This window comes from Clostridium sp. MCC353, from assembly GCF_018785315.1.
GTDB lineage: Bacteria > Bacillota > Clostridia > Lachnospirales > Lachnospiraceae > CHH4-2.
Map to the genome: position 1 here is coordinate 18,638 of NZ_WQPN01000164.1, position 23,665 is coordinate 42,302.

21 protein-coding genes are annotated in these 23,665 nt (G+C 47.7%); 17 read left to right on the forward strand and 4 right to left on the reverse strand.

All coding sequences use genetic code 11. From position 1 onward, the window contains the following. Positions 1-74 precede the first annotated feature (74 nt). Positions 75-2,036 (reverse strand): sigma-54-dependent transcriptional regulator, encoded by a 1,962-nt coding sequence (locus GPL15_RS24775; RefSeq protein ID WP_215701355.1) that lies wholly within the window; start codon positions 2,034-2,036, stop codon positions 75-77. A 140-nt stretch (positions 2,037-2,176) separates the two neighbouring features. Here GPL15_RS24775 and GPL15_RS24780 point away from each other — a divergent pair, with 140 nt between their 5' ends. Further along, positions 2,177-3,349 carry an enolase C-terminal domain-like protein gene (locus tag GPL15_RS24780; protein ID WP_215701356.1) on the forward strand — a complete coding sequence of 391 codons (1,173 nt, stop codon included), beginning with the start codon at positions 2,177-2,179 and terminating at the stop codon, positions 3,347-3,349. Positions 3,350-3,464: 115 nt separating this feature from the next. After that, a complete protein-coding gene (locus tag GPL15_RS24785) occupies positions 3,465-4,937 on the forward strand; it encodes a GntR family transcriptional regulator (protein WP_215701357.1) in 1,473 nt (490 codons plus the stop codon). Positions 4,938-5,019: 82 nt separating this feature from the next. Here the strand turns inward: GPL15_RS24785 and GPL15_RS24790 are convergent, their stop codons facing one another. After that, a complete protein-coding gene (locus tag GPL15_RS24790) occupies positions 5,020-6,042 on the reverse strand; it encodes a LacI family DNA-binding transcriptional regulator (protein WP_215701358.1) in 1,023 nt (340 codons plus the stop codon). A gap of 247 nt (positions 6,043-6,289) precedes the next feature. On the opposite strand from GPL15_RS24790, the gene GPL15_RS24795 reads away from it, so the two are divergent. Genes GPL15_RS24795 through GPL15_RS24825 form a run of 7 tightly spaced genes read left to right on the forward strand, consistent with a single transcriptional unit; the run spans position 6,290 to position 12,501 of the window. Next, positions 6,290-7,474 carry an ABC transporter substrate-binding protein gene (locus GPL15_RS24795; RefSeq protein WP_215701359.1) on the forward strand — a complete coding sequence of 395 codons (1,185 nt, stop codon included), beginning with the start codon at positions 6,290-6,292 and terminating at the stop codon, positions 7,472-7,474. A gap of 36 nt (positions 7,475-7,510) precedes the next feature. Beyond that, positions 7,511-8,317 (forward strand): ABC transporter permease, encoded by an 807-nt coding sequence (locus GPL15_RS24800; protein ID WP_215701392.1) that lies wholly within the window; start codon positions 7,511-7,513, stop codon positions 8,315-8,317. Next, positions 8,310-9,095: an ABC transporter permease gene (locus GPL15_RS24805; RefSeq protein WP_215701360.1), complete on the forward strand. Its 786-nt coding sequence runs from the start codon at positions 8,310-8,312 to the stop codon at positions 9,093-9,095. The genes GPL15_RS24800 and GPL15_RS24805 overlap by 8 nt, the downstream gene beginning before the upstream one ends. Next, the gene (locus GPL15_RS24810; RefSeq protein ID WP_215701361.1) at positions 9,077-9,838 is read left to right on the forward strand and encodes an ABC transporter ATP-binding protein; all 762 of its coding nucleotides are present in this window, start codon (positions 9,077-9,079) and stop codon (positions 9,836-9,838) included. Before GPL15_RS24805 ends, GPL15_RS24810 begins: the two co-directional genes overlap by 19 nt. Before the next feature lie 22 nt (positions 9,839-9,860). Beyond that, a complete protein-coding gene (locus GPL15_RS24815; protein ID WP_252198615.1) occupies positions 9,861-10,616 on the forward strand; it encodes an ABC transporter ATP-binding protein in 756 nt (251 codons plus the stop codon). A gap of 27 nt (positions 10,617-10,643) precedes the next feature. Further along, on the forward strand, positions 10,644-11,324 hold the full coding sequence (gene deoC, locus GPL15_RS24820) for a deoxyribose-phosphate aldolase (protein WP_215701362.1): 681 nt from the start codon (positions 10,644-10,646) through the stop codon (positions 11,322-11,324). A 1-nt stretch (position 11,325) separates the two neighbouring features. After that, positions 11,326-12,501 carry an iron-containing alcohol dehydrogenase gene (locus GPL15_RS24825; protein ID WP_215701363.1) on the forward strand — a complete coding sequence of 392 codons (1,176 nt, stop codon included), beginning with the start codon at positions 11,326-11,328 and terminating at the stop codon, positions 12,499-12,501. A 50-nt stretch (positions 12,502-12,551) separates the two neighbouring features. Here the strand turns inward: GPL15_RS24825 and GPL15_RS24830 are convergent, their stop codons facing one another. Beyond that, positions 12,552-14,048: a helix-turn-helix domain-containing protein gene (locus tag GPL15_RS24830; RefSeq protein WP_215701364.1), complete on the reverse strand. Its 1,497-nt coding sequence runs from the start codon at positions 14,046-14,048 to the stop codon at positions 12,552-12,554. After that, the gene (locus GPL15_RS24835; protein WP_215701365.1) at positions 14,026-15,801 is read right to left on the reverse strand and encodes a histidine kinase; all 1,776 of its coding nucleotides are present in this window, start codon (positions 15,799-15,801) and stop codon (positions 14,026-14,028) included. The genes GPL15_RS24830 and GPL15_RS24835 overlap by 23 nt, the downstream gene beginning before the upstream one ends. A 364-nt stretch (positions 15,802-16,165) precedes the next feature. Here GPL15_RS24835 and GPL15_RS24840 point away from each other — a divergent pair, with 364 nt between their 5' ends. The 8 genes from GPL15_RS24840 (at position 16,166) to GPL15_RS24875 (ending at position 23,630) form a co-directional block, all read left to right on the forward strand. Continuing rightward, positions 16,166-17,314 (forward strand): ABC transporter substrate-binding protein, encoded by a 1,149-nt coding sequence (locus tag GPL15_RS24840; protein ID WP_215701366.1) that lies wholly within the window; start codon positions 16,166-16,168, stop codon positions 17,312-17,314. A 25-nt stretch (positions 17,315-17,339) separates the two neighbouring features. Next, entirely contained in the window at positions 17,340-18,131 is a 792-nt protein-coding gene (locus tag GPL15_RS24845; protein ID WP_215701367.1) for an ABC transporter permease, read from the forward strand. After that, a complete protein-coding gene (locus GPL15_RS24850; protein WP_215701368.1) occupies positions 18,132-18,917 on the forward strand; it encodes an ABC transporter permease in 786 nt (261 codons plus the stop codon). It abuts the gene before it with no gap. After that, positions 18,896-19,669, forward strand: a complete 774-nt coding sequence (locus GPL15_RS24855; protein ID WP_215701369.1) for an ABC transporter ATP-binding protein — start codon at positions 18,896-18,898, stop codon at positions 19,667-19,669. The genes GPL15_RS24850 and GPL15_RS24855 overlap by 22 nt, the downstream gene beginning before the upstream one ends. Positions 19,670-19,688: 19 nt before the next feature. Continuing rightward, on the forward strand, positions 19,689-20,432 hold the full coding sequence (locus GPL15_RS24860; protein ID WP_215701370.1) for an ABC transporter ATP-binding protein: 744 nt from the start codon (positions 19,689-19,691) through the stop codon (positions 20,430-20,432). Positions 20,433-20,468: 36 nt separating this feature from the next. Next, positions 20,469-21,995 (forward strand): sulfatase-like hydrolase/transferase, encoded by a 1,527-nt coding sequence (locus tag GPL15_RS24865; RefSeq protein WP_215701371.1) that lies wholly within the window; start codon positions 20,469-20,471, stop codon positions 21,993-21,995. Between the two features lie 262 nt (positions 21,996-22,257). After that, complete coding sequence (locus tag GPL15_RS24870) at positions 22,258-22,686, forward strand: hypothetical protein (RefSeq protein WP_215701372.1); 429 nt, start codon at positions 22,258-22,260, stop codon at positions 22,684-22,686. Beyond that, a complete protein-coding gene (locus GPL15_RS24875; protein WP_215701373.1) occupies positions 22,683-23,630 on the forward strand; it encodes an ABC transporter permease in 948 nt (315 codons plus the stop codon). The genes GPL15_RS24870 and GPL15_RS24875 overlap by 4 nt, the downstream gene beginning before the upstream one ends. Positions 23,631-23,665: the final 35 nt, after the last annotated feature.

Below are 23,665 nucleotides of genomic sequence, written 5' to 3' on the forward strand. Positions count from 1 at the left end.
AAAAAGAAAAAATTGACGGAATTAAAGCTCTTCCCTATAATAAAAATCAGCAATACAAAGGAGATGATAAATCCTCATCCAGCGCCGTTTTCAGCTGGAGTTTCAGGGATAGGCCTAATTTCGCTTTCATTTTCAGCCGGATTCTTGTGCAGTTCCATTTCTTTAAAATACCGCCATAACGTGGAGCGGCTGACATTCAGTTTTTGAGCGATCAGAGACTTCCGGCCATGGTAGTAACGATCCATCGCTTTCAGTTCATCAAAGGTGATTTTCCGCCCATGAACAATGAAGCCGGGTTCCGGAGGATCCGTGAGCGGTTTCAAAGTCTTTTGGAGGCCAGGAGTTCCCGGTAAATGGGAAAAATAAGGGGTGTCAGACAACTGCATCTGAAGCTGGGAACGGCTCAGCGTATCTCCATCGTTTATCAGAAGAACCAGCCTCCTGCATAAACTGTCCATTTGATCCAGATTTCCAGGCCAGGAGTATTCTTCTATAACTGCTGTGCAATCGGAATCATAAGCACATTCTTTTTGAAATAATGAGCAGTATTTTTTCCAAAAACGGTCAAACAGCACTGGCAGATCTTCGGGCCTGTCCGAAAGGCATAAAACAGGAACCAGGAATGCGTTGAAACTGTAGTACAAAGCGGAAGAAAAGTCCCCCTGCGCGGCCAGCCGGCATAAATCCGTGGATGTCCCGGCCAGGATGCGGATGCAAAGCGACTGACGCAGGCGGCTGCTTCTGGTAAAACTTCCATATTGAATAATATTGCACAGAATCTGCTGGTTTCCAGGGCTGAGGAATTCCGGGTTTCTTATGTAGAGGCTTCCTCCGTGAGCGGATAACATATCCTCTTCCGTCAGCAATGCCGCATCCCGGGCGATCCATAATCCTTCTTTGTAAGGGCTGTTATCATGCATGAAACGGGCCAAGGTTTCCCGGCCAGTTCCCTGTTCTCCGATAAAAAGTACCGGATAAGAGAGTGGGGCATATTTTTTTACCAGAGAAAGGCATGAGTGATAAGCGGGAGACCGGCTGGAAAGAAGGTGCAGTTCCCGGTCTTTACAGGAAGCGGAGGGGGCTGGATCGGAAGTATCAGGAACCTGCAGAGACATGGCTGTGCTGCTGGTATCAGGCCTGATTGTTAAGATCACTCCCTCAGTTTTTTTGCTTGCTGTAATTGGATGGATATCCAGATGATAGGCGCCCTGTCCAATGGAAAATTCATGTCCGGCAGCCGTTTCTCCGGAAACCAGAATTCTGTGGATCAGTTCCAGTTCTGTCTGGGAAAACAGAAAACTGCATTTCCGGCCGAGAACCGCCTGGTTTGAGACGGAGAAAAATTGTCTGGCCGCCTGATTAATCATGGTGATTTTTTCCGTTTCATTAATGCTTATAATGCCGTCGGAAATGGAATCCATGATAGTGATGCGTTCCTGGATTTTTTTCTTCTGCTGGCGGATATTTTTCTGGACCACCTTCGCCTGATTATATGCGGTCTGGATGGAAGAAAGGGAGCATTCCAGCAGTACACAGTTGATTCCGTGTTCCTGCGCTGCCTTTTGTGTGCAGACGCCTCCAATGAGGACATGGATGTTTTCTGCTTTGGCCCGGAGTACCTGGGCTTCAATATCCTGATTGTTTTTGACGGGATAAAGATGAACCTTCCAATGGAGCAGGTCGAGAAAACCGCGAAAGGCATGAATTAAATCTTCCATACCGATATAGGCGATATCAGTTTCATTTTCTCCGAACAGGCTTTTTACCTTTTCAATGGTTTGAGCCAGTTCCATGCCGGTGATGGGAACGGTGACTACCGGAACCGGAAGCCGTGAAGAACTGAGAAGTTTAGCGGTGTTTCCGCGGGCCATAATTACATCGGTGTCATCATCCAAATGATTTTTGACGTATGTTAATGCTTCGTCCATATATAAGTTGATAATTTTAAGGTTATTGGGGACGGGCAGCTCTTTTTGGAAGAGACAGCCGTATTGGTACATCACATCGCCGGACGCGATGAATAGAATATGTGACATAGCAACCTCCTGTTGGTGCCAATTCATGGGAAAGAATTGGAGCTTATGTTTCATATTAACATTAATAAAACAATTATACAACAAGATTGGAACAACAACATGTGCAGTAATCTGCCAAAAAATTAAAAGGAGATGAAGAGATGTTTGATTTTGATAAAAACACTAAAATAGCATTTTCAAAAGCAGTTTATTATAATTTCAACCCGATTCCGGTAAAAAAGCCATGGAGAGACGCCACAGGAGGTTTTGGCAGCTTTGCTCCCCTGCAGGCATGGATTCAGATCTATGATACGGAAGGGTACTGTGGTGAAACATTTTGCTCAAAAGGGATCGTAGAGAATATCCTTCCTCTGATTTTGACCGGGGAGGAAAAGACCTACCAGGAGTGGTATGACTTCATTTACTGGAAACTTCGTAATTTTGGGTTCCAAAGCGGGCAGATTGTGGATTTAGGGCAGTTGGACATGATCATGCTTGAGATTATGGCCAGACGCCAGGGGCTGCCGCTGCACCGTTTTCTGGGAGCCGGAAAGGATTGGGCGGCAGCTTATAAAGGGGGAGGTTCCCTTTTGGAATCAGATGAAGAACTGGTGGAGGACATGCTGCGGTATGTGGACGAAGGTTACCGGACCATTAAATTCAAAGTCGGAAGCGACTGGGGCCATAATATGAAGCGGGATCTGATCCGGCTGGAGAAGGTGCGCAGAGCCGTGGGAGATGATATTGAAATTGCGGTGGATGCCAACCAGGTGTGGGGCGTCAATGAAGCTCTGGAATTTGCGGGTCTGATCCGCCCGTACAATCCGGCCTGGTTTGAGGAGCCGGTTCACTCCCATGATATGAATGCAATTAAAGCCTTAAAGGACAGAGGCATTGAGATGAAAACAGGTTACGGGGAATCCATGCGCAATTATTACGCATTTGAAACCTATGCTGAAAAAGGTGTAGATCATCTGATGCCTTTGGTGGGAAGAATGAGCAGAATGCATGACCTGATTAAAATACGGCAGTTGGCCCGGGAACGCGGCCTGCGGTTTTCATCAGGCGGTACCGTATGGCTGAATGCCGCTTACGGCGCCTTATATGAGGAAGATGAGCTGTTGGAAAACCATGAGCCAATGACGGAACCTATTGGAGACTGTCTTCTCATAAAACCGGAGGAAAAGGGTGGAAAGCTGTACCTGCCCGACATACCGGGAACGCCCATTCGTCTGGACTTTGAGAAGATAGAGAAAAACGGTACGTTGGAAAGCAAGACCTGTTTCTATGCGGGTAATGCCAAGACTGCTTTTGCGGTGAGAGCCGCATATTAGAGCCGCGTATTAAAGAAAGCTGGTTGATTTTCCTGTGCGCCTGCGCTATGATTATCTGTAAACGTATGGGATATCCTTTTTGGATACCACAGAAACAGAGGACGCAAAGATAGTAATGAAGAGTGATTTGACTTTATATGAGAGAGTTTACTGGAATTTAAAGAATAAGATCGAGAGTGGGCTGCTTCCTGACGGCGCGAAGCTCCCATCCCGTGCCGAACTGTGCCGCGAATTTGGGGTGTCGGAAAAGACCGTGCGCTGTGCGCTGGACCTGCTTGCTGAAAATGGTCTGATTAAGACGAGGCAGCGGATGAGACCGGTTGTGGTATCCAGCCGCGGAGACGGGGATAAAAATATAGAGCATATGCTGCAAAAAGCGAATCAGGATTCGGTCAATGATATTGTCCAGACCGGAATTCTGCTGTGCTATCCGTTTAATGCCAGAGGTCTGCTGCTCTGTCATGGCAGGGAATGGGAGATTCCGGAATCCATTTTGTCTCAGATGAACCCGGATGAACCTGAGAAATTTTGGAAGCTCTCCAACCGTTTTTGGCGTTTCTTTCTCGCTAGAAATGGAAATGAACTGATTCTGCGGGTGGCGGAAAGTATGGGCTTTGAGCTGATTAATATGAATTCCGGGACCTTGGCGCTCAGGGAGAGCTACCATGCTTCTCTGTGGAAATTAGTTGAAACAATGAAAGCCGGAGGCGATTTCAACACAGTCCGGTTTGATGATCTGTACCCGCTTTATGGGTTGGAACAGAAAGAACATGGCAGGACCGCCTGCGGTGTTGTCCCCGCCTCCTCACTGCCGGCTGATGCCGGCGGTTTAGAGCAGAGGCTGTATAGAAATCAGGAACGTTATTCAAGCGTCTGTCTGGATTTACTGGGCCTTATTGCCATTGGCCGGTACCAGCCCGGCGACAGGCTGCCCACACACGAACAGCTTCAGAAAATCTATGGTGTGAGCATTGATACCACCACAAAAGCAGTCGGCATGTTGCAGGAATGGGGAGTGCTGTCCACAAAACGGGGACAGGGTATTTTTGTTGAGATGTGCCTTGAACAGTTGAAAACGATAAAAATTGAACCAGAGGTGATCAGCAGCCATGTCCGGCGCTTTTTGGACAGCATGGAGCTGGTATCTTTAACTGTAGAAGGAGTGGCGGCCCATGCGGCTGCCTATGTCGGGGCGGAAGAGGCCAGAGAACTCAGACAAGAACTGAAACGACTTTGGAGCGGGCGATATGTCCATCAGATGTTCCCCCGTGTTTTCCTGGATTTTTTGACCGCGCATATCCAATATGCGGCTCTGAAATCGATTTATAATGTGATTCGTAAAAATTACAGTGTTGGAAGAAGCATTCCCAAACTGGTTAATCTGGAAAAGACCGCAGAAAGCCGCCAGATTTACCGCCGGTGTATGGCGGCGGTAGATGCGTTGGAAGCCGGAAGCATACAGGAATTTGCCAGGATTACAGGAGCGATGTTTCAATTCACCCATCAGTTGGCTTTGGCTGAATGCAAACGCCTGGGGTATTGGGAAAACGCCATGAACGTATATGACGGAGATGCGCTGTGGAAGTGACTTTGGTTAATACACCGCCGGTTGGATCAGCCGGCGGTGTTTTTTCGTTCTGATGTACATTTGAGTTTGAATGCGGGGAGGGTCATTCTTTTGGACGTGCAGCAGAGCTTTCTCTTATTATGAGTTCACAGGGAAATTCCACCCGGATGGGGTGGGTATGCCTTCCGGCGATCCGGTCATCCAATATTTTAACTGCAAATTCGCCCAGTTCTCTTTTAACAACCCGGACAGTGGTCAGGCGGGGGGAGATGAACTGGGCGATATCGATATCGGCCAATCCAATGATTGAGATATCCTGGGGAATCTTATAACCATAGTCGTGCAGTGCGCTGATTGCTCCTATGGCGGGATAATCATCGGCACAGATAATTCCTTCCGGCAGTTTTTTACAGGAAATCAAATCCTTGACAGCCTCATAGGCATGGTCCGCAGTCAGCATGATATTCCGGCAGCAGGCCATATCCAGCGGAAAGGAATGGGAGGACAGGGTATCACAGAACGCCTTAAAACGGTGCTCATTGATCACATCAGTTTCTTGGGAAGGGATCGTTCCGATAAAACCGATGGTCTTAAAGCCGCAGTTAATAAAGTATTCTGTGGCGGAAGCGGTGGCAGTATAAGCATCACAGATGATTTCGTCGATATCAGCCTGAGGGGAATTGAGACCGGCATATATGATGTTTCCTGTGATCTGTTTGAATCGGTCCATGATGTCCCGGGTAAGTCTGCCCAGGAGAATGATGCCGTCGAAATCCTGATTATTTAAACTGTTGAGAATCGGATAAATATCCGCGGTGGAAGTAGAGATCGTCTGTTTCAATTCATATCCAAGTCTTTTTGATTCTTCCTGAATTCCCATTAAAATCTGTGAGAAAAAATAATTATTAAAACTGTCTGAGGGGGATACCAGAATGCATACCAGCGATTTAGTCTGGTTTTTTGAAACTCCGGCATCGTTAATGTAACCGAGTTCCCTCGCTATCTGTAATACTTTTTCAGCGGTTGCAGGGCTTGCCGGTTTTTGCTTGTCATTATTAAGGACCCGGGAAACCGTGGAAATCGAGACGCCTGCTGTCTGCGCGATTTCATAAAGTGTAGGACGCATGGATGGACTCCTTTTGGTTATTATTGGAAATAATTGTTAAATATACGAATAGTATAATTGATCTGTTAAGGATTGTCAATTAAATCACGGATTAAAATCCAAATAATTTGGATAAAAAAGGATTGATAATTTGGATTATGGATGATAATATGAAAATATAGCAAGAAAATCTTGCAAAAATCGCCAAAATGAACGAAAAACTGTAAAAAATAATATCCAAAATTTGGAGCAAAAAAGGAGAGGTAAAATGAAAAGAAGAGCATTGGTATTGGGGATGGCCATGACAGTCTTATTAACAGGGTGCGGAAGCCCGGTTAAAGGAAATGACAAAGAGCCTTTAAAAGTGACGGAACAGTCAAAACAGAGCGGCGGGGAAGGGGACACGGAATTTGGAATCAGCCCCATGCCGGAAAGAACGACACTGCGCGTGGGATATTTTGTAGGGGTACAGCATGCGCTGCCGATCTATGTGGCGGATCAAAAGGGATGGTTTGATGAATTGAATATTGATCTGGAATATGTAACGTTTTCTAACGGACCCGCCATGATGGAAGCTAACAGCAGCTGGGATTTTTCTTCTACAGGCGGCCCGGGCACGATTGTAGGAGCCCTGGCTTATGGGGTGAAATGTATCGGAACAGCCACTTATGATGCCGGCTTAAATCTCTATGTAAGAGAAGATTCCCCGATTTACCAGTCAGGGAAAGGGCATGTTGAGGGGTATGAAGAGATTTATGGAACGCCTGAAGACTGGAAAGGGACTACGTGGCTTCTTCCCGTTGGGACGACCTTACATAAGATCTTGTTTTCTACTTTAGAAAAGGTGGGTGTGGACAACGATCAGGTTACGATTGTAAATATGGACGTCAGTTCAGCGCTTGCAGGTTTTAAGGCCGGTGAAGGAGACGGATGCGGTGAGTGGTCTACCCTGGCTCTGGCTGCGGAACATGAAGGCTATAAAAAGGTCGGCGGCCTGGATGCAAACGGGGATATTATTGTCTGCAACATCTGTGCGACCTCCGATGCGGTTGATAATAAAAAAGAATTGATTACAAAGGCGTATGAATTATATTACCGTTCAGCGGAATGGTGTCTGGCCAATCCGGAAGAAGCCGCAGATTATTATATGGAAGTCTGCAGTGACGAGGGAGTGCTTTGTACAAAGGAAGACGCGGCCTATGCGGTCTCAATTTTATTCGTTCCGACTTTGGAAGAAAGCATTGCCATGTTTAAAAATGAGATGGATGATCCGAAAGGAACCTATACAAAAAGAAAATTAAACCAGGTAGAAACCGATTTATTTGAGACATTTGACTTTTTTGTGGATCAGGATAAATACACCCAGGAGGACCGCAATTTCCTTCTGGATAACCGGATGGTCGACAGTTCCATTGCGGAAGCGGTGGAACAGGAAATAAAAAGCCGCAAATAGATTTACGCGGCATGAGTGGAAGGCAGGTATGCTATGATGAATGACACTGTTCGTAAACAGAAAAGGGATGCTGTCAAATATACGGTTTTGACAATTACCGGTATCTTGGGGTTCTTTTTGATTTGGCAGCTCCTTTTGGATTTCGGGATCATAAGTTCCAATATTTTATCGAAACCGACAGAAGTGATCCGCTTGTTTTTTATCAAACTCCATGATAAGAGCCCGGATGGTTCGCTGCTGCAGACGAATATCCTGACAAGCCTGAAGCTGTCTTTAACCGGTCTTGTCCTTGCTGTTATCATTGGGATCCCTTTGGGATGGTTTATGGCATGGTATGAGAATATCGACTTGTTTGTCCGGCCGATTTTCGAGATCATACGCCCGATTCCCCCTATTTCCTGGATCCCTCTGACAATTTTGTGGCTGGGGATTGGTTTGAAGGCAAAGGCGTTTATTATTTTCTTTTCAGCATTTATACCGTGTGTGATCAATTCCTATACGGGAGTAAAACAAGCCAGCCCGGTTTTAATCAATGTTGCCAAAACCTGCGGCGCGTCCAAATTTACTATTTTCTACAGAGTGGGAATACCGGCGTCCCTGCCCATGGTATTTGCGGGCATCAGGATTGCGCTGGGAAATTCCTGGTCAACCCTGGTCGCCGCTGAAATGCTTTCAGCCAGCTCGGGTCTGGGATATATGATATTAACCGGAAGGTCTTTCGGAAGACCGGATATTATAATTCTGGGCATGCTGGTGATCGGAGCGGTGGGCGCTTTATTTAACGGATTTTTAACCGCTGCCGAAAATAAAGTCTTGGCGTGGAGGAAATCTGATCATGGATAAAAAACTGAATATAAAAAAATCGAATGTGAAAAAAATGGTTGTTACAATGTTTTCTCTGATGTTTTTAGCCGGAATCTGGCTGTTCGTCTCAACTAACTATCCGGCGATGATACCCAGTCCGGGTGAAACATGGGAACGGTTTCTGCTGACATTTTCAAAACCGATTAAAAAACTGAATCTGCTGCAGCATGTTTTAGCAAGCCTCAGAAGAGTTGGAACGGCATTGGCCATAGCCTGGGTTACGGGTGTGGCGTTTGGTGTAATTATAGGGTGGAATAAAACCTGCAATGCCCTGTTCGGTTCCGTATTCACCATGCTGCGTCCGATCCCGCCCCTTGCCTGGATCCCTCTCATTACAATCTGTTTTGGGATCAGTGAAATGCCCAAAATTTTAATTGTGTTCATCGGCGCATTTATTCCCGTGGTAGTCAACACCCAGGCGGGAATGCGGAATGTGGAGCGGCTGTATCTGGATGTTGCAAAATCATTCAATGCCAATGAAAGACAGTTGTTGTGGGAAGTGGCGATGCCGTCCATAACGCCCGCTATTTTTGCCGGTATGAGGACATCCACCAGTTCCGCATGGATGGTGGTAGTTGCGGCGGAAATGCTGGGCGCCAGTTCCGGCGTTGGTTTTTTAATCAACAGAGGAATGGACAGCGCGGACACTCCGCTGGTTTTGGTTGCAATGATAGCCATAGGCATCGTGGGGGCAATGCTCGCAGTATTATTTGAAGTGATCGAAAGGATGGCTTGTCCATGGATGATAAAAAGATAAGGCTGAGTTTGAGAAATATCAATAAAGTGTTTTATACGGGAAAAGAAGAGTTTGAAGCGGTAAAAGACGTGTCTTTAGACGTATACGACAACGAGTTCCTGGTATTGCTGGGACCGGGGCATTGTGGAAAGTCGGTGCTTCTCAATATCATGGATGGGCTGGAAAGCCCGACGAAGGGAACCATTCTTTTGGACGGAAATGAACACAGCAGGCCTGATCCAAAGATCGGAATGGTATTTCAGAAAACAGGGCTGATGCCCTGGAAAACGGTGATGCAGAATACCGAACTTGGGCTGAAATTCGCAGGAGTTAAAAAGGCGGAACGGCGTAAAAGAGCACAAAAATATATTGAACTGGTTGGACTAAAAGGATTTGAAAACCATTATCCCTCACAGTTGTCCGGAGGAATGAAGCAGCGGGTGGGAATCGCCAGAGCCTATACCAGCGGCCCCCAGATTTTATTGATGGATGAGCCGTTTGGGGCCCTGGACGCGCAGACCCGGTACTCGATGGAGGAAGAAATCAATAAGCTGTGGGAACTGGACAAGAGAACGGTGGTATTCGTCACAAATAACATTGAAGAGGCCGTTTATCTGGGAGACCGGATCATGTTGTTAAGCGGGTGCCCCGCTACCGTGAAAAAAATATATGAAGTTAATCTGCCGAGACCCAGGGATTTTGTGGATCCGTATTTTATGGAACTGCGTCAGGAAATAGCGGCAAATACGGATTTGGCATTATAAGAGGTTGAAGGAGCGGCAAATGATGGAAGAGATGGATAAGAGAGAGATAAAAGTTGAGGTTAAAAACCTGACTAAGAAATTTGACGACTTACTGGTTCTTGATGATATTTCCTTTACGATTAAAAAAGGAGAATTTGTATGTGTGGTAGGGCCAACGGGCTGCGGAAAGACCACATTTTTAAACCTTTTGACAAAACTGTATGAACCTACATCGGGTCAGCTTTTAATCGATGGGATTCCGGCGGACCCGAAAAAGCACAATTTGGCCTTTGTATTTCAGGAACCGTCCGCTTATCCCTGGCTCACAGTGGAAGAGAACCTCGCTTTCGGCCTGGAAATAAAGAAGCTGGACAAGGAGGTCATAAAGGAGCGGGTTAACCATATTCTCCGCTTGATGGGACTGGAACCGTTCAGGAAACATTATCCCCACCAGTTGTCCGTCAGTTCCGAGCAGAGAATTATTATCGGCAGGGCGTTCGCCATGAATCCGGACCTGCTGCTGATGGATGAACCCTATGCACAGATGGACATAAAACTCCGGTATTATCTGGAGGACGAAGTGATAAGGCTGTGGAAGGAAACCGGCAGTACGGTAGTTTTTATCACTCACAATATTGAAGAGGCGGTATACCTGGCGGAACGGGTGCTGATTTTGACAAATAAGCCTGCAAAAATCAAGGAGGAGGTGAAGATAGATCTGCCCAGACCCAGGAATTTTGCTGAAAAAGAGTTTATATCATTGAGAACCTATATCACCGATCAGATAAAATGGTGGTAAATATTAGAAATTAAAGGAGAAGAGAAGATGAGGATTGGCCGTTATTTGGATCATGCGGTGTTAAAACCGGAATTTACACAGGAAGAGGCAAAGGCAGGGATACAGATGGGAATTGATTATCATGCGAAAACGGTTTGTGTCCGTCCCTGTGACATTGAACTGGCAAAACAGATGTGTGAAGGCACGGAAACCCAGGTAAGCTGTGTGCTGGATTTCCCCCATGGAGCCGCCGGTTTGGAGGCCAAAGCCGCTCTGGCTGAAATTTATGCGAAAACTGGTGTTGTTGAAATCGATATGGTAATGAACTTCGGCCTTGCAAAATCGGGGGAATGGGGCCGGGTTGCACAGGAGATAAAGGCGGTCACAGACAGCGCCCATAAATATGGGGTCGGGGTAAAAGTGATCTTCGAGACCAGCCAGTTAACCCGGGATGAGATCAGGAAAGGGACCGAGGTGTGCGTTGAATGCGGAGCTGATTTCGTGAAAACTTCTACGGGATTTTTAGGATGTGGAGCCACTGAGGAAAGCGTTAAAACCATGATCGAGACTGCTGCTGGACGGATTAAGGTGAAGCCCTCGGGCGGAATGAGCGATTACGAAACAGCGAAAGCATTTGTGGATATGGGAGCGGACCGGCTGGGAGTGGGGGTAGCATTTACACCTGCGATTTGTGAAGGAGAAAAGCGCGCACTGGGAGGAGAAGGCTGATATGAATGAATTTGAGCTCCATTTTACGACAAAAATCATTTTTGGTAAAGGCGCGGAAACATCAATCGGCCGGAAATTAAAAAAAGAAGGCGTTTCCAGCGTTTTGATTCACTATGACAGCGCCGCAGAAAAACTGGGACTGCTGGAGCGTGTACAGGGATATCTGGCAGATGAAGGAATACAGGTCTTTTTCCATGGAGGGGTTGTGCCCAATACAAGTCTCTCTGTTATTAGGGAAGGAATTGAAATATGCATCCGGCAGAGAATCGATTGTGTAACCGCAATCGGGGGAGGCAGCGCCATCGATTCGTCGAAGGCGATCTGTGTGGGCGCGGCCAATCCGGATGTGGATATCTGGGACTGCTATGAAGGAAAATTCAAACCGGAAAAAGCCTTGAAAATGGCCGTGGTTTTGACAACGGCGGCCACCGGCAGTGAGACAAATCCCTCCTCCGTTGTGATGAAGGAGGAAGGTAAGTTAAAGCGGAGCCTGTATTGCGAAGCCAGCCGGGCTGATTATGCGTTTATGAACCCGGAAATTCTGTATACTCTGCCTGAATTTCAAAAGGCGTGTACCATATCGGATATTCTATCCCATGTGTTTGAGCGGTATTTCACCCAGCATGAAGAAAACCGGATATCAGACCAGTGTTCGGAAGGGATGATGCGCGTTCTTTACCAGCTCAGTGACCGGTTCCTGAACAATACGGATTACGATTCCGCATCGGAAATCATGTGGGCAGGCACCTCCGCGTATCTGTACTGCGGGCTGGGCGGGCCGTTTGACTGGGGAACCCACAATATGGGCCATGAACTTTCAGGAATGTTTGAGAAGACACATGCGGCAACCATAACCGCTATGTGGGGGACCTGGGCAAGATATGTTTATAAGCGCAATTTGGGCCGGTTTGCCAGGTACTCGGAAGCAGTGCTGGGAATTACGGAGGGCGGTGAAGAAGAAAAGGCTCTGGCCGGGATCGAAAGGACGGAACAGTATTTTAAAGAGTGGGGAATGCCCGTCAGCATTCCTCAGCTTATGGGGAGACCGCTTGAGAAAGAGGAGATCCAAATGCTGACAGATAAGTGCATGTTTTTTGGAGGGAGAAAAACAGTCGGCAATTACTTGAAGCTGGGATATGAAGACGTTTATTCCATCTATACCAACGCTAATATGTGAACAACAGTGAATATAATTTTTATCCGGCCGTTTATATAAACGGCCGGACTTTAATTTTCCCCGGATTTTGCCGCCTTCCACTGCTGCGGCGACAACCCGAACGCCGCCTTAAAACATTTGGAAAAATAGGCCGGGCTCTGAAATCCCGTTCTCATGGCAATCTCAGCCACCCGGTAATCCGTCTGCTTTAACAGTTCCAGGGCATGCTGCAGCCGGACGTTGTTTAAATACGTGCTGAAATTGATCCCCACCTGCTGTTTGAAGGTGCGTGACAAGTATTCAGGATTGATATGCAGATCCTTAGCAACGCTGACCAAAGAGATATCATCCATATAATGGGCCTCCACAAATGAAACAGCGTGAGCGATCCGGGAGGACAATACGGATTGATTCTGCTCCTTTTGAGAATACAGGGAGCTGAGGCTTTTGATCAGGATTTCATAAAGATGCCGGATGCTTTCAGAGGAAAACACGCTTGCGGATAACCGGCTGAAATAGTTATGATATTCCATCAAATCGATACTGCAGCTGTTTAAATAGGCGGATTCGCACAGTTTGATGCAGAGGAGCTTTAAGTTGTCCACATCGGGATACCGGACATTTTCTGCAAAATTAAGAAGTTCCTCTGCTTTTGACAGGACTTCTTCCTGTTTATGAGAGCGCAGCAGCTCAATCATTTCAAGATACCGTTCATTCAGGCGCAGTTCCATACCATTTTCGAATAATTCAGGCCTGCAGAACTGCACCCCATAGAAATCCAGCTCCCGGGAAGCATAGAGATTTTTCATGGCATCAGGCAGAAGACGGACGTCATGCTGGATATCGCTGTACAAAAGGAGCGAAAGCCGGTTGTAGCTGTTAAGCTTCTTTAAATACATGCTCTGCGTCTGCATCAGCGTCAGGAGGCTGGGCTGGGTCAGCAGTTCCACACATCCCATAAATATGTTTTCGTCCACAGGCAGGCAGAAGCGCAGCACTGTTTTTTCCGTTAAGGTCAGGCTGGGCTTAAAAGGGCTGCCCTCCGCCCGGGCTTTGACGAGAAAACAGAAATAAGCGCCCTGGGGTTCCAGGTTTCCGTACTTTTTGAGCTCCTTAAAAAAATCCTGGCCGGAACCGTCTGATTCCTGCAGCATGCCACGCAGTTTTGATACCAGATGATTTAAGTTTCTGGCCGCGGTTTTCTGGGAACAGTAATGGTCGATGGCGGCCAGCAGCCTTTCGTCGTTAATCTCAGTTTTCAGGAGATAGTCAACCGCCTGATGTTTAAACGCATCCCGGACATAATTATAATCGTCGTAACTGCTCAGCATTATCGCTCCGGCGCCCGGACATTCCTTTGACAGGGCCTGCAGCACCTCCAGACCGTCCATGTGGGGCATGCGTATGTCCATAATCAGAAGATCGAAGGGGATTTCCTTACACTTTTTCAGCGCGTCAAGTCCATTTACCGCACTGTCAACAAGAAACTCCGGACGGTTCGAACGGATGATGTGTACCAGCCATTCCCGGATCGGATGTTCATCGTCAACTACCAGTATTCGAATCAATGCTGTCGCCCCCTTTCTGCCTCGGCATCCTGAGCACCATAATTGTGTGATAATGCTGGTCATGAACTGCGCACAGACCAAAGTCAGCGCCATAGAGAAGCTGGATCCGGTCCTGAATATTTTTTAAACCGATATGGAACGAAGCGCCAGAAGCCTGTTCAAAGACCCGTTCCATGTCTTCCTGTCCGAATCCGATTCCCGTATCACAGACCTCTATGGTGATGATTTTATCATCACCCCGGAAACGGATCATCAGTTCAATGGCCTCTCCGGTCAGGGGGATGGCGTGGAGAAATACATTTTCAACCAGGGGCTGGATCAAAAATCTGGGGATTGTTAAATCCATCAGCTCTTTCGGCAGATCCATCCGGAAATGGACTTTGTTGTCATATCTGAGGTTCTGCAGGCGGACATACTGACCGATGATGATCGTTTCCTCCAGCAGCGTGTTGTCGCTTTTATTGGAGCTGACAGAATTTTGCAGAATGGAAATCAGCAGTGTCAGCATCTCACATGCGTGTTCCGGTTCATTCATCGCGATGGTGCATTTGACGGAAAACAATGTGTTATACAGAAAATGGGGGTTAATCTGCGCCTTTAAGAAGTTGAACTTGGCGTCATTCACCCGTTTTTCCGCATCCCGCACATCACACAAAAGTTTGCTGATCTCATCGCACAGATGGTTGTAGGAAATCCCGATACTCCTGATCTCCGAAATCTTTGTCCGGATCTGTAAATGGGCGAACTGCCTGCTGATGGATGATTCCATTTCTCCGCAGATGATCCGGATCGGCCTGGATATGGATTCTGAGACGATGGAAATTACGAATACGGACAGCAGATAGAGCACGGCCGCGATCGCGGCAATCATGAAACAGGCTTTTTGAATCGGGGCCATCACATCGTTTAATGGAATCTGTTCAAACATGGTCCATCCGGTAACCGGTGAAGTATATTTGGCGCAGAAACATTCCATGCCGGCGTCATTGGTATAGGTAACGTAAGAATCCTTTCCACGGACAAACAGATAGTCCCGGATCGCCTCGGGGGACGTGCCTGTCTGGCTGGCGTCGCTGGAGGAAATCACAGTGGAATATTCATTGAGCAGATAAAACGTGGAGTTTTCCTGCATCAGGTTTTCATAAACCGATTTAAAAACGTCCTCTTTCACAAAAACGATGATGGAACCCGCGTAATTCCCTCTCACCTGATAGATATTGCGCACAATGGCATAGCAGTATGTCTTTTCCCCATCCTTAGGAAACGGCACGAAATTCGTAACGGAGTAATCGACCGCCCCCATGGCTCTTTGCTTTGTAAACCATGAATAAGAACTGAGCTGCTTAAATTCGCTGTCGGAATAACCGCAGCTGGAATACTGGAATCCGTTATTGCCGAAACATACCACATCAAAAGTTAAATCAAACTGCTGGAAGGCGCTGTAATATTTGGTACAGAGAAGGTCAATATTGGCCGATACAGCGGCCGTATTCTGCGGGGTGATGGTGTTGCTCAGAATTGTCCCGAGAATATTTTCATCCTGATACAGCAGCCGGGCCACGGCCTCGGAACCGGTCACCAGGGCGTCCGCCTTCTGGGAGACGAGCTGCAGCCGTTCCGTATTGGCTCTCCCCAGTGTTTCAAATGTAGATTTCACATAAAACTGGGTGACCATATAAGTCAGCATGGCCGTCAGCAGCGCCAGAACGAGGGCAAGCGTTATGTTCAGTACTTTCTTAATACTTATCTGCATGTTTCACATCCCTTTCTGCCGGAGCGTGTTTGCGCCGGAAGGACATTTCCTGTAAGTACATTTCTGTATAACAATACTCTTTAAGTAATAATATACAAATAATTTGCAAAAGTTTCAATGATTTTATATACTATTTACAAAAATTTCCAAATAAATCAAGGAAATGCAAATTTTCTCATGTTAAATCCCCATTCCTTCCGTTCTTAGTCAAAATATATAAAATAAGAGTCAAATAAATGATTGTTGCAAAGGCGGGAACTCTATATGATTGAAATGTAACGTTACACGGCAGTAAAAATGCTTCTTTCAATCGGTTATCTGTTTATGGACACCGGAATGAATCCGGGAAGAAATGGAGGTTACAATGAAAAAAATTTTAGCATCTCTACTTATCACCACAATGTTTATCTGTTCAATAGCCGGCTGTGCAAAAAAAACTCAGCCTGACCCAGCAAGCAGCGGTACGAAAGCCAGCGAAACGGTTGCAGGGACAACGGACAAAAATGAAAAGGAGACTGGCGCGAAAGCCGAAGCTTCCGGCGAACTGGTCACACTGCGCGTATCCACCCTTGCCCAGCAGCTTTCTATTCCAATGTATTACATCCAGAAGATGGGCTGGGATGTTGAAAACGGTTTTAAACTGGATATTTCCACCTTTATGCAGGGCAGCGGCATCAATGAAGCCCTGGGTTCCGGCCTGGTCGATGTGTTTACCATCGGAGCGGCCGGCATCTCCTCCTGCAGCGTCTATGACGCGGTTTATTTGTTCTCCCATACAGATTCCGGAGCCGGACAGCAGTTTATGATCCGGGCGGACAGCGATATGGCGGCTGTGAAAGGTTTTAATCCGGAATATCCGGATATCTACGGCACGCCTGAGACGGTAAAAGACAAATCCTTCCTTCTCCCCATGGGCACGGCCGCCCAGATATTGGTGGACATGTATTTAAATGTCCTGGGCCTGACGGAAGACGACGTCACCCTGGTAAATATGGATGACACCGCCGCTTACCAGGCTTTTGTATCCGGCCAGTCGGATTTTGCGAAGACCAGTTATCCCACCGCCGACAGCTATGACCCGGAACAGTATCTGGTGGCATGCAGTATGAATAATCTGAACTGTCCGTACTACGACAACATCCTCTGTTCCCGTGAAGTTTTTGAAGATGAGAGCAAACATGACGCTCTGGTTGCCCTCTGCGTACAACTGCTCCGCGCCGCCGACGCATTCCAGGACGACAAGGTCTTAATGGACACCATGATGGAGTGGTATGAGATTAACGGACAGACGGCGGACGCCGATACCATTGAACATCAGGTTCTTGAACGTCCATTCTTCACATACGACGATCTGACTTCCATTGATTATACCTCATCCTTTAAACTGCTGGCCGAATTCTATGCCACAGTAGGCAACATCTCTGAAGAAGATATGGAAAAGGTTTATGCCAACATGGATAATACCATCATTTCTGAGGCGATGGAAGCCTACGCGGCTGAATACAAAAAATGATTTCTGATTGGAGATGTGACTGATTATGACAGCAACGCAGAAACGAAATTTTTCATTCCGCCTGAAGATGATATCTGTTTGTTCCCTTCTGGCATTTTTCCTGATCTGGTATCTCATCACTGAAGTGTGGGAGCTGGCCCCTTCCACACTTCTGCCTTCGCCCCTCAAGGCGCTGGAAACAGGGATTCAGAAATGGACGGTTAAGCGGCCCGACGGTTCCACACTGCCCACGCATATCATTGCCAGCCTGAAGGTATCTTTACTCGGCTTTTGCTTCGGAGCAGTCATCGGCGTTCCATTAGGCATCATCATGGCCTGGTGGGAACCAATGGATATGGCCCTTAAACCGGTATTTGATTTTATCCGCAATATCCCTCCCATCGCCTGGATTCCGATCATGATCATTGTGCTGGGAATCGGAGTGGTCGCCAAGGCGGCAATTGTATTCTTATCGGCGTTTATCCCCTGTGTCGTCAACTCCTATACCGGGATCAAGGCGACAAAAAAGGTACATATCTGGGTGGGCCGGACCTTTGGCGCATCAAAACTGCGCCTGTTGTTTAAAGTTGCGCTCCCATCCGGCCTGCCGTATATCTTCACCGGCTTAAAGGTTTCTTTAAATTCCTCCTGGGGTTCTCTGGTGGCGGCGGAAATGCTGGGATCCGACAGCGGCCTCGGCTACATGATTCAGTTGGGCCGCCTGCTCTGCAGGGCCGATTTAATCATCGTCGGCATGGTTGTCATTGGAATTATCGGCACCATACTGTCCGCTTTGCTGGATTTCGTGGAAAGCAGGCTCGTGAAAGGAGACGTATAAATGCAGAAGTCTAAAATAAAGCTGAAGTCAGCCGCCTATGGCGCGGCAGCATTCCTCATTCTGCTGTGCCTCTGGCAGGCGGCGGTCCATTTCAGCGACTCACAGATACCATTTCCCACGCCAACGGCTGTAGTTATGAATTTCTGCTATATGCTGTTTCATAAGGTGGGGAATTATTACACAATAACCGGCCATGTCCTCTGGAGTTTAAGCCGTGTGATGGCCGGGTTCTGCCTGGCCTGCGCGGCAGGAGTGGTCATCGGGCTGACAATGGGCTGGTTTCCTTATGTCCGCGCCGTGGTCATGCCGATTTTTAATCTTCTCCGCCCCATCGCCCCGCTGGCCTGGATTCCCCTTGCGATCCTCTGGTTCGGCATTGGTGAGAAATACAAATATTTTCTTATTTTCATAGCGGCGTTCGTACCCTTTACCCTGAACGCTTACGCGGGGGCGGTTCATGTGGACAAACAACTGATCGGAGCCGCGAAAATGCTGGGCGCAGGCAGTTCGCAGGTATTTTTTGAAATCGTGGTCCCCTCTGCGGTTCCATCTATTTTTTCCGGCGCCCAGGTGGCCCTTTCCAATTCCTGGATGACCATGCTGGCCGCGGAAATGGTCTGCGCCACAGAAGGGGTGGGCTGGATTATTATTGCCGGCCAGGGCGTCAATGATATGACGCAGATGATTGCCGGCATGCTGGCAATTGGAATTGTCGGCTTCCTTCTGGCCAGCGGCATGAGATATTTAGAAGGGAGGTGCCTGAGATGGAACAATCAGGGAGGCTGAAAATGTCCTGTAAAAATGTTTCTAAAACCTTCCGGTCGCCTAAAGGTGAGTTTGAAGTTTTAAAGAACCTGACCTTCGATGTGCGTGAGAATGAATTCCTTGTAATTTTCGGCCCGGGCCAATGCGGCAAGACAACCCTTCTCTATATGCTGGCCGGTCTGGAGCCGTGCACAGAAGGTTCCATTGAACACAACGGCAGGCCCGTTGATTCCCCGGCCCCTTCCCGCGCGGTGGTCTATCAGACCATGGCCCTGTTTCCCTGGATGACTGTCAAAGGAAATGTGGGATTCAGCCAGAAGGTCAGAAATGTGGACAAAAAGGAGCGGGAGGCCATCGTTCAGAAATTCATCGATCTGGTGGGATTAACCGGTTTTGAGAACAGCTATCCGGTACAGTTGTCCGGGGGAATGAAACAGCGGGTCGGAATTGCCCGGGCCTATTGCTGCGATCCGGATGTCCTCTTAATGGACGAACCCTTTGGCCATCTGGATGCGCAGACCAGATATATGATGCAGGAATCCCTGGAACATATCTGGGAAAATGAAAGACGAACCGTAGTATTTGTCACCAACAACATTGAAGAGGCCCTTTACCTGGCAGACAGGATCATCCTTCTCACCGACTGTCCCGGACAGGTGGCAGAAGAGTATCAAATCACCCTGCCCAGGCCAAGGAATCTGATCGATCCGGAATTCCTCCGGCTGCGCAAAGAAATAACCGAATACATGAACAAAGACAGCCATGAAACGTAATGGCTGGGACAGGAGGAGTATGGTGGAAAAAAATATAAAGGTTAAGGTAACCCACCTGACAAAAAGCTTCGGTGATCTTCTGGTTTTAAATGACGTGTCCTTCGATGTATATGACGGCGAATTCCTCTGTATCGTAGGGCCTACGGGCTGCGGTAAAACCACATTCCTCAACAGCCTGACCCATTTGTATGAGCCTACGGCCGGTGAAATCCTGTTTAAAGGCGAGCAGATCGATCTGCGCAGGCACAACATTGCATACATATTCCAGGAATACTCGGCCATGGAATGGCTCACAGTCCGGCAGAATGTGCGGTTCGGCCTGGAACTCAAAAAAGAATATCACGATATTGAAAAAAAGGTGGACGACGCCCTGGAACTGGTGGGCCTGACCAGGTTCGCCGATTATTACCCCAAACAGCTTTCGGCCAGCATGCTCCAGCGTGTGGTCATTGCCCGGGCCTTTGCGACCCAGCCGGAACTGCTTTTGATGGATGAACCTTACGGACAATTGGACATCAATCTGCGCTTCAAGCTGGAAGATGAGGTGGTGCGCCTCTGTAAACAGACGAAGACTACCGTAATTTTTATTACCCATAACATTGAAGAGGCCGTCTATTTAGGCGACCGGATTCTTGTGCTCACCAATAAACCGACTTCTATTAAAGAGGTTGTCCCGGACACCCTGCCCCATCCCCGTGACATCGCGGCCCCTGAGTTTGTGGAAATGCGGGACCGGATCACCGGCCTGATAAAATGGTGGTAATCCGAATCAAAAAATGAGCAGGACAAGGAGGAACTTATGAATAAATACAGCAATACACGGCCTAACGTGCTGCTGGTGGTAACGGACCAGCAGAGATTCGACACTTTGGGCTGTTACGGAAATCCATATATTGATACACCGAATCTGGACAAATTTGCGGCAGAAGGCGTGCTGTTTGAAAAGGGCTACTGCCAGTCGCCGGTCTGCACTCCCAGCCGCGCATCCTTCCTGACCGGACGCTATCCCAGAACCACCAGGTGCCGCGCCAACGGCCAGTCCATGCCCCCTTATGAGAGGCTGGTTTCCCGCGTCCTCGCGGATCATGGCTATTATTGTTCCCTGGCGGGCAAGCTTCACCTGGCTCCCTGCGGCCCAAAGGCCTGTCCGGTCCATGAGAAACGGATTGACGACGGGTTTACGGAATTCCACTGGGCCCATAACCCTTCCGGCATCGGCAACTGCGGCCTGCCGGAATCCGGGGGAACTTATTGGAGCGGGAATGAATACAGCCATTGGCTGTTTAAACGGGGGAAAAAATACCAGTACCCTGATTTCGACCGGATGGGGTATGTAAAAACCGGGATGGATGAAGAGGATCATTTTACGAAATGGTGCATCGACCAGGCCATTGATTCCATCCGCTACTTTGCTGAGGAAAAGCGCCAGATGCCGGAATTTAACAGTCCGCCCTGGTTTTACAACATTAATATTTTCGACCCGCATCATGCATTCGATCCGCCGAAACGCCTTCTGGAAAAATATCTTGCCCGGGCGGACAAACTGCCGCTGCCCAGGTATTTACAGGGCGAATTGGATAAAAAAACAATTTTCCAGAAACAGGACCATGCCAGCGCGTACAACAACACATCCACCCCTCACCATTTCAGCTTTGACGAGATGAACGACGAGGACCACCGGATGATAAAAGCCGCGTATTACGCCATGGTGGAACTGATCGATATCCAGTTCGGACGGCTGATGCAGGTTTTAGAGGAGACGGGGGAGATCGACAATACCATAGTCATTTTCACCTCAGACCATGGGGAAATGCTGGGAGATCACGGAATTTATTTGAAAGGGCCCTATTTCTATGAAGCAATGGTGCATGTTCCGCTGATTATGTCCTGGAAAGGCCATTTCATGAAAGGCGCGCGGCTGAACACCCTGGCAGAACTGACCGACCTGGTTCCCACAATCGAAGAATTCTGTATCGGCCGGATCGAGGCGGGAGTGCAGGGCCGCTCCCTGGCGGACGTTCTCACCGGCGACGCGCCTCCGTTAGCCCACCGTGACAGCGTATACAGCGAATATTACGAAGCCATGCCCTGGCATACCGCTCCTGAGGCTTACGGAACCATGGTATACGACGGCCGTTACAAGCTTTCCCGCTTCCATACGTCGAAGGAGGGCGAACTGTATGACCTGGAAAATGATCCCGATGAATTCCAAAATCTGTGGAATGAGGCGGCCTATTCCGGTATCAAGATGAGAATGCTGGAACTTTTAGCGGACCGCATGGCGGATACCGTTGACCCTCTGCCGCTGGCAGAAGACAAGTGGTAAAACATGTGAATATCTTCATTCCCGGCGGCGGATGAAGGGGCGGGAGATGCCGGAGCCGGAGAGTGGAACTGTTGGATTGAGACCATAATATCTATATATTGTGGTCTCTTTTTGCGCTGCTTCGGCGGCTTGTTTTCTTGACCGAAAAGGCCGTTAAGACCATTTAATTACAAAATTATAAAAATTTATTCAGAGTCTCGCCAAGCAGGAAATTATATGCTATACTAAAGTGATATGTTATGGGATAACGAGGAGTAAACCTATGCTGAATGAAGACAAGATCAAATTAATGACGGGCATCGCCATGTTTGAAAAGCGGGAAGGCAAAAAGATTGCGCCTGCGAACCTGTATTTTAAAAGCGATTATGTAGGACGGCATATGATCCGTTCATTTTTCGGTTATACGTTTTGCAGTATGCTGATTCTGGTTGTCTGGGTGCTCTATAATCTGGAGCAGTTACTGAATTCCTTAAACCTGGATGAACTGGTGGAAACCGGGAAGAATCTTCTGTTTTTGTATGCAGGCGGCCTTGTCCTCTACCTTTTTATCACATTTGTCGTGTATTCTAAAAAATACAGCTATGCGGTGCGCGGTCAAAAGGTCTATGTGGCAAAACTGAAACGCCTGAATAAGCGGTACGAATTTCAGAGTAAGAGCAAGGAACTGGCAAAGGAGGGCGGACGGTTATGATGGGTCTACTCGTAATGAAAGAACGGCTGAAAGCTTTTTATGCAAAATATGATATCTATTTTTATCCGGTGATAAAGTTTGTTCTGGCTTTCGTCACGTTTTATGTGATGAATCAGAATATCGGATTTATGGCTAAACTGAAAACGCCGATGATACCGTTCCTATTGGGCCTTGTGTGCGCATTCCTGCCCTATGGGGCGATTTCACTTTTAGCGGCCCTGTTTATGCTGGCGCATGTGTACAGCGTGTCCATGGAGATCGCGCTGATCATAATGGTGTTTTTTGTGGTCATCGGCATTTTATATTATGGGTTTCAGCCGGGGGACAGCTATCTGCTGATTCTCACCCCTCTGATGTTTTTATTCAAGATTCCTTACGTCATTCCGCTTTTGGTGGGGCTGTCGGGGAGCCTGATTTCCATCATACCCATAAGCTGCGGCGTTTTTATCTATTACGTATTTTTGTATGTGAAGCAGAATGCCGGTGTTTTGACCAATGATGCGTCCATGGATATCACCCAGAAGTACATCCAGATCATAAAGAGCCTGGTTTCCAACCAGCTCATGGTAGTGATGATCTGCGCGTGCGCGGTGGGCGTCCTGGTAGTATACCTGATTAAAAACCTTTCCATGGATTATGCATGGATGATAGCGATCATAGCCGGAACAGTTGCCCAGCTTGCCGCTATCTTTGTGGGGGATTTTCTGTTTAATGTATCCGTTCCCATGGGACAGCTTCTGACAGGGGTTGTGATTTCCGTAATTATTGCGGGGATTTATGACTTCTTTGTATTTGCCGTGGATTACAGCAGGACGGAATATATACAGTTTGAAGATGATGATTATTACTATTATGTAAAGGCTGTGCCTAAGATCGCGGTCAGCGCGCCGGACGTTAAGGTACAGAAGATAAATACCAGAAAGAATATGAAAGGCGGCAGATAGCCGGATTGCCGTGATAAAGCAGTTTAATGGGAGGT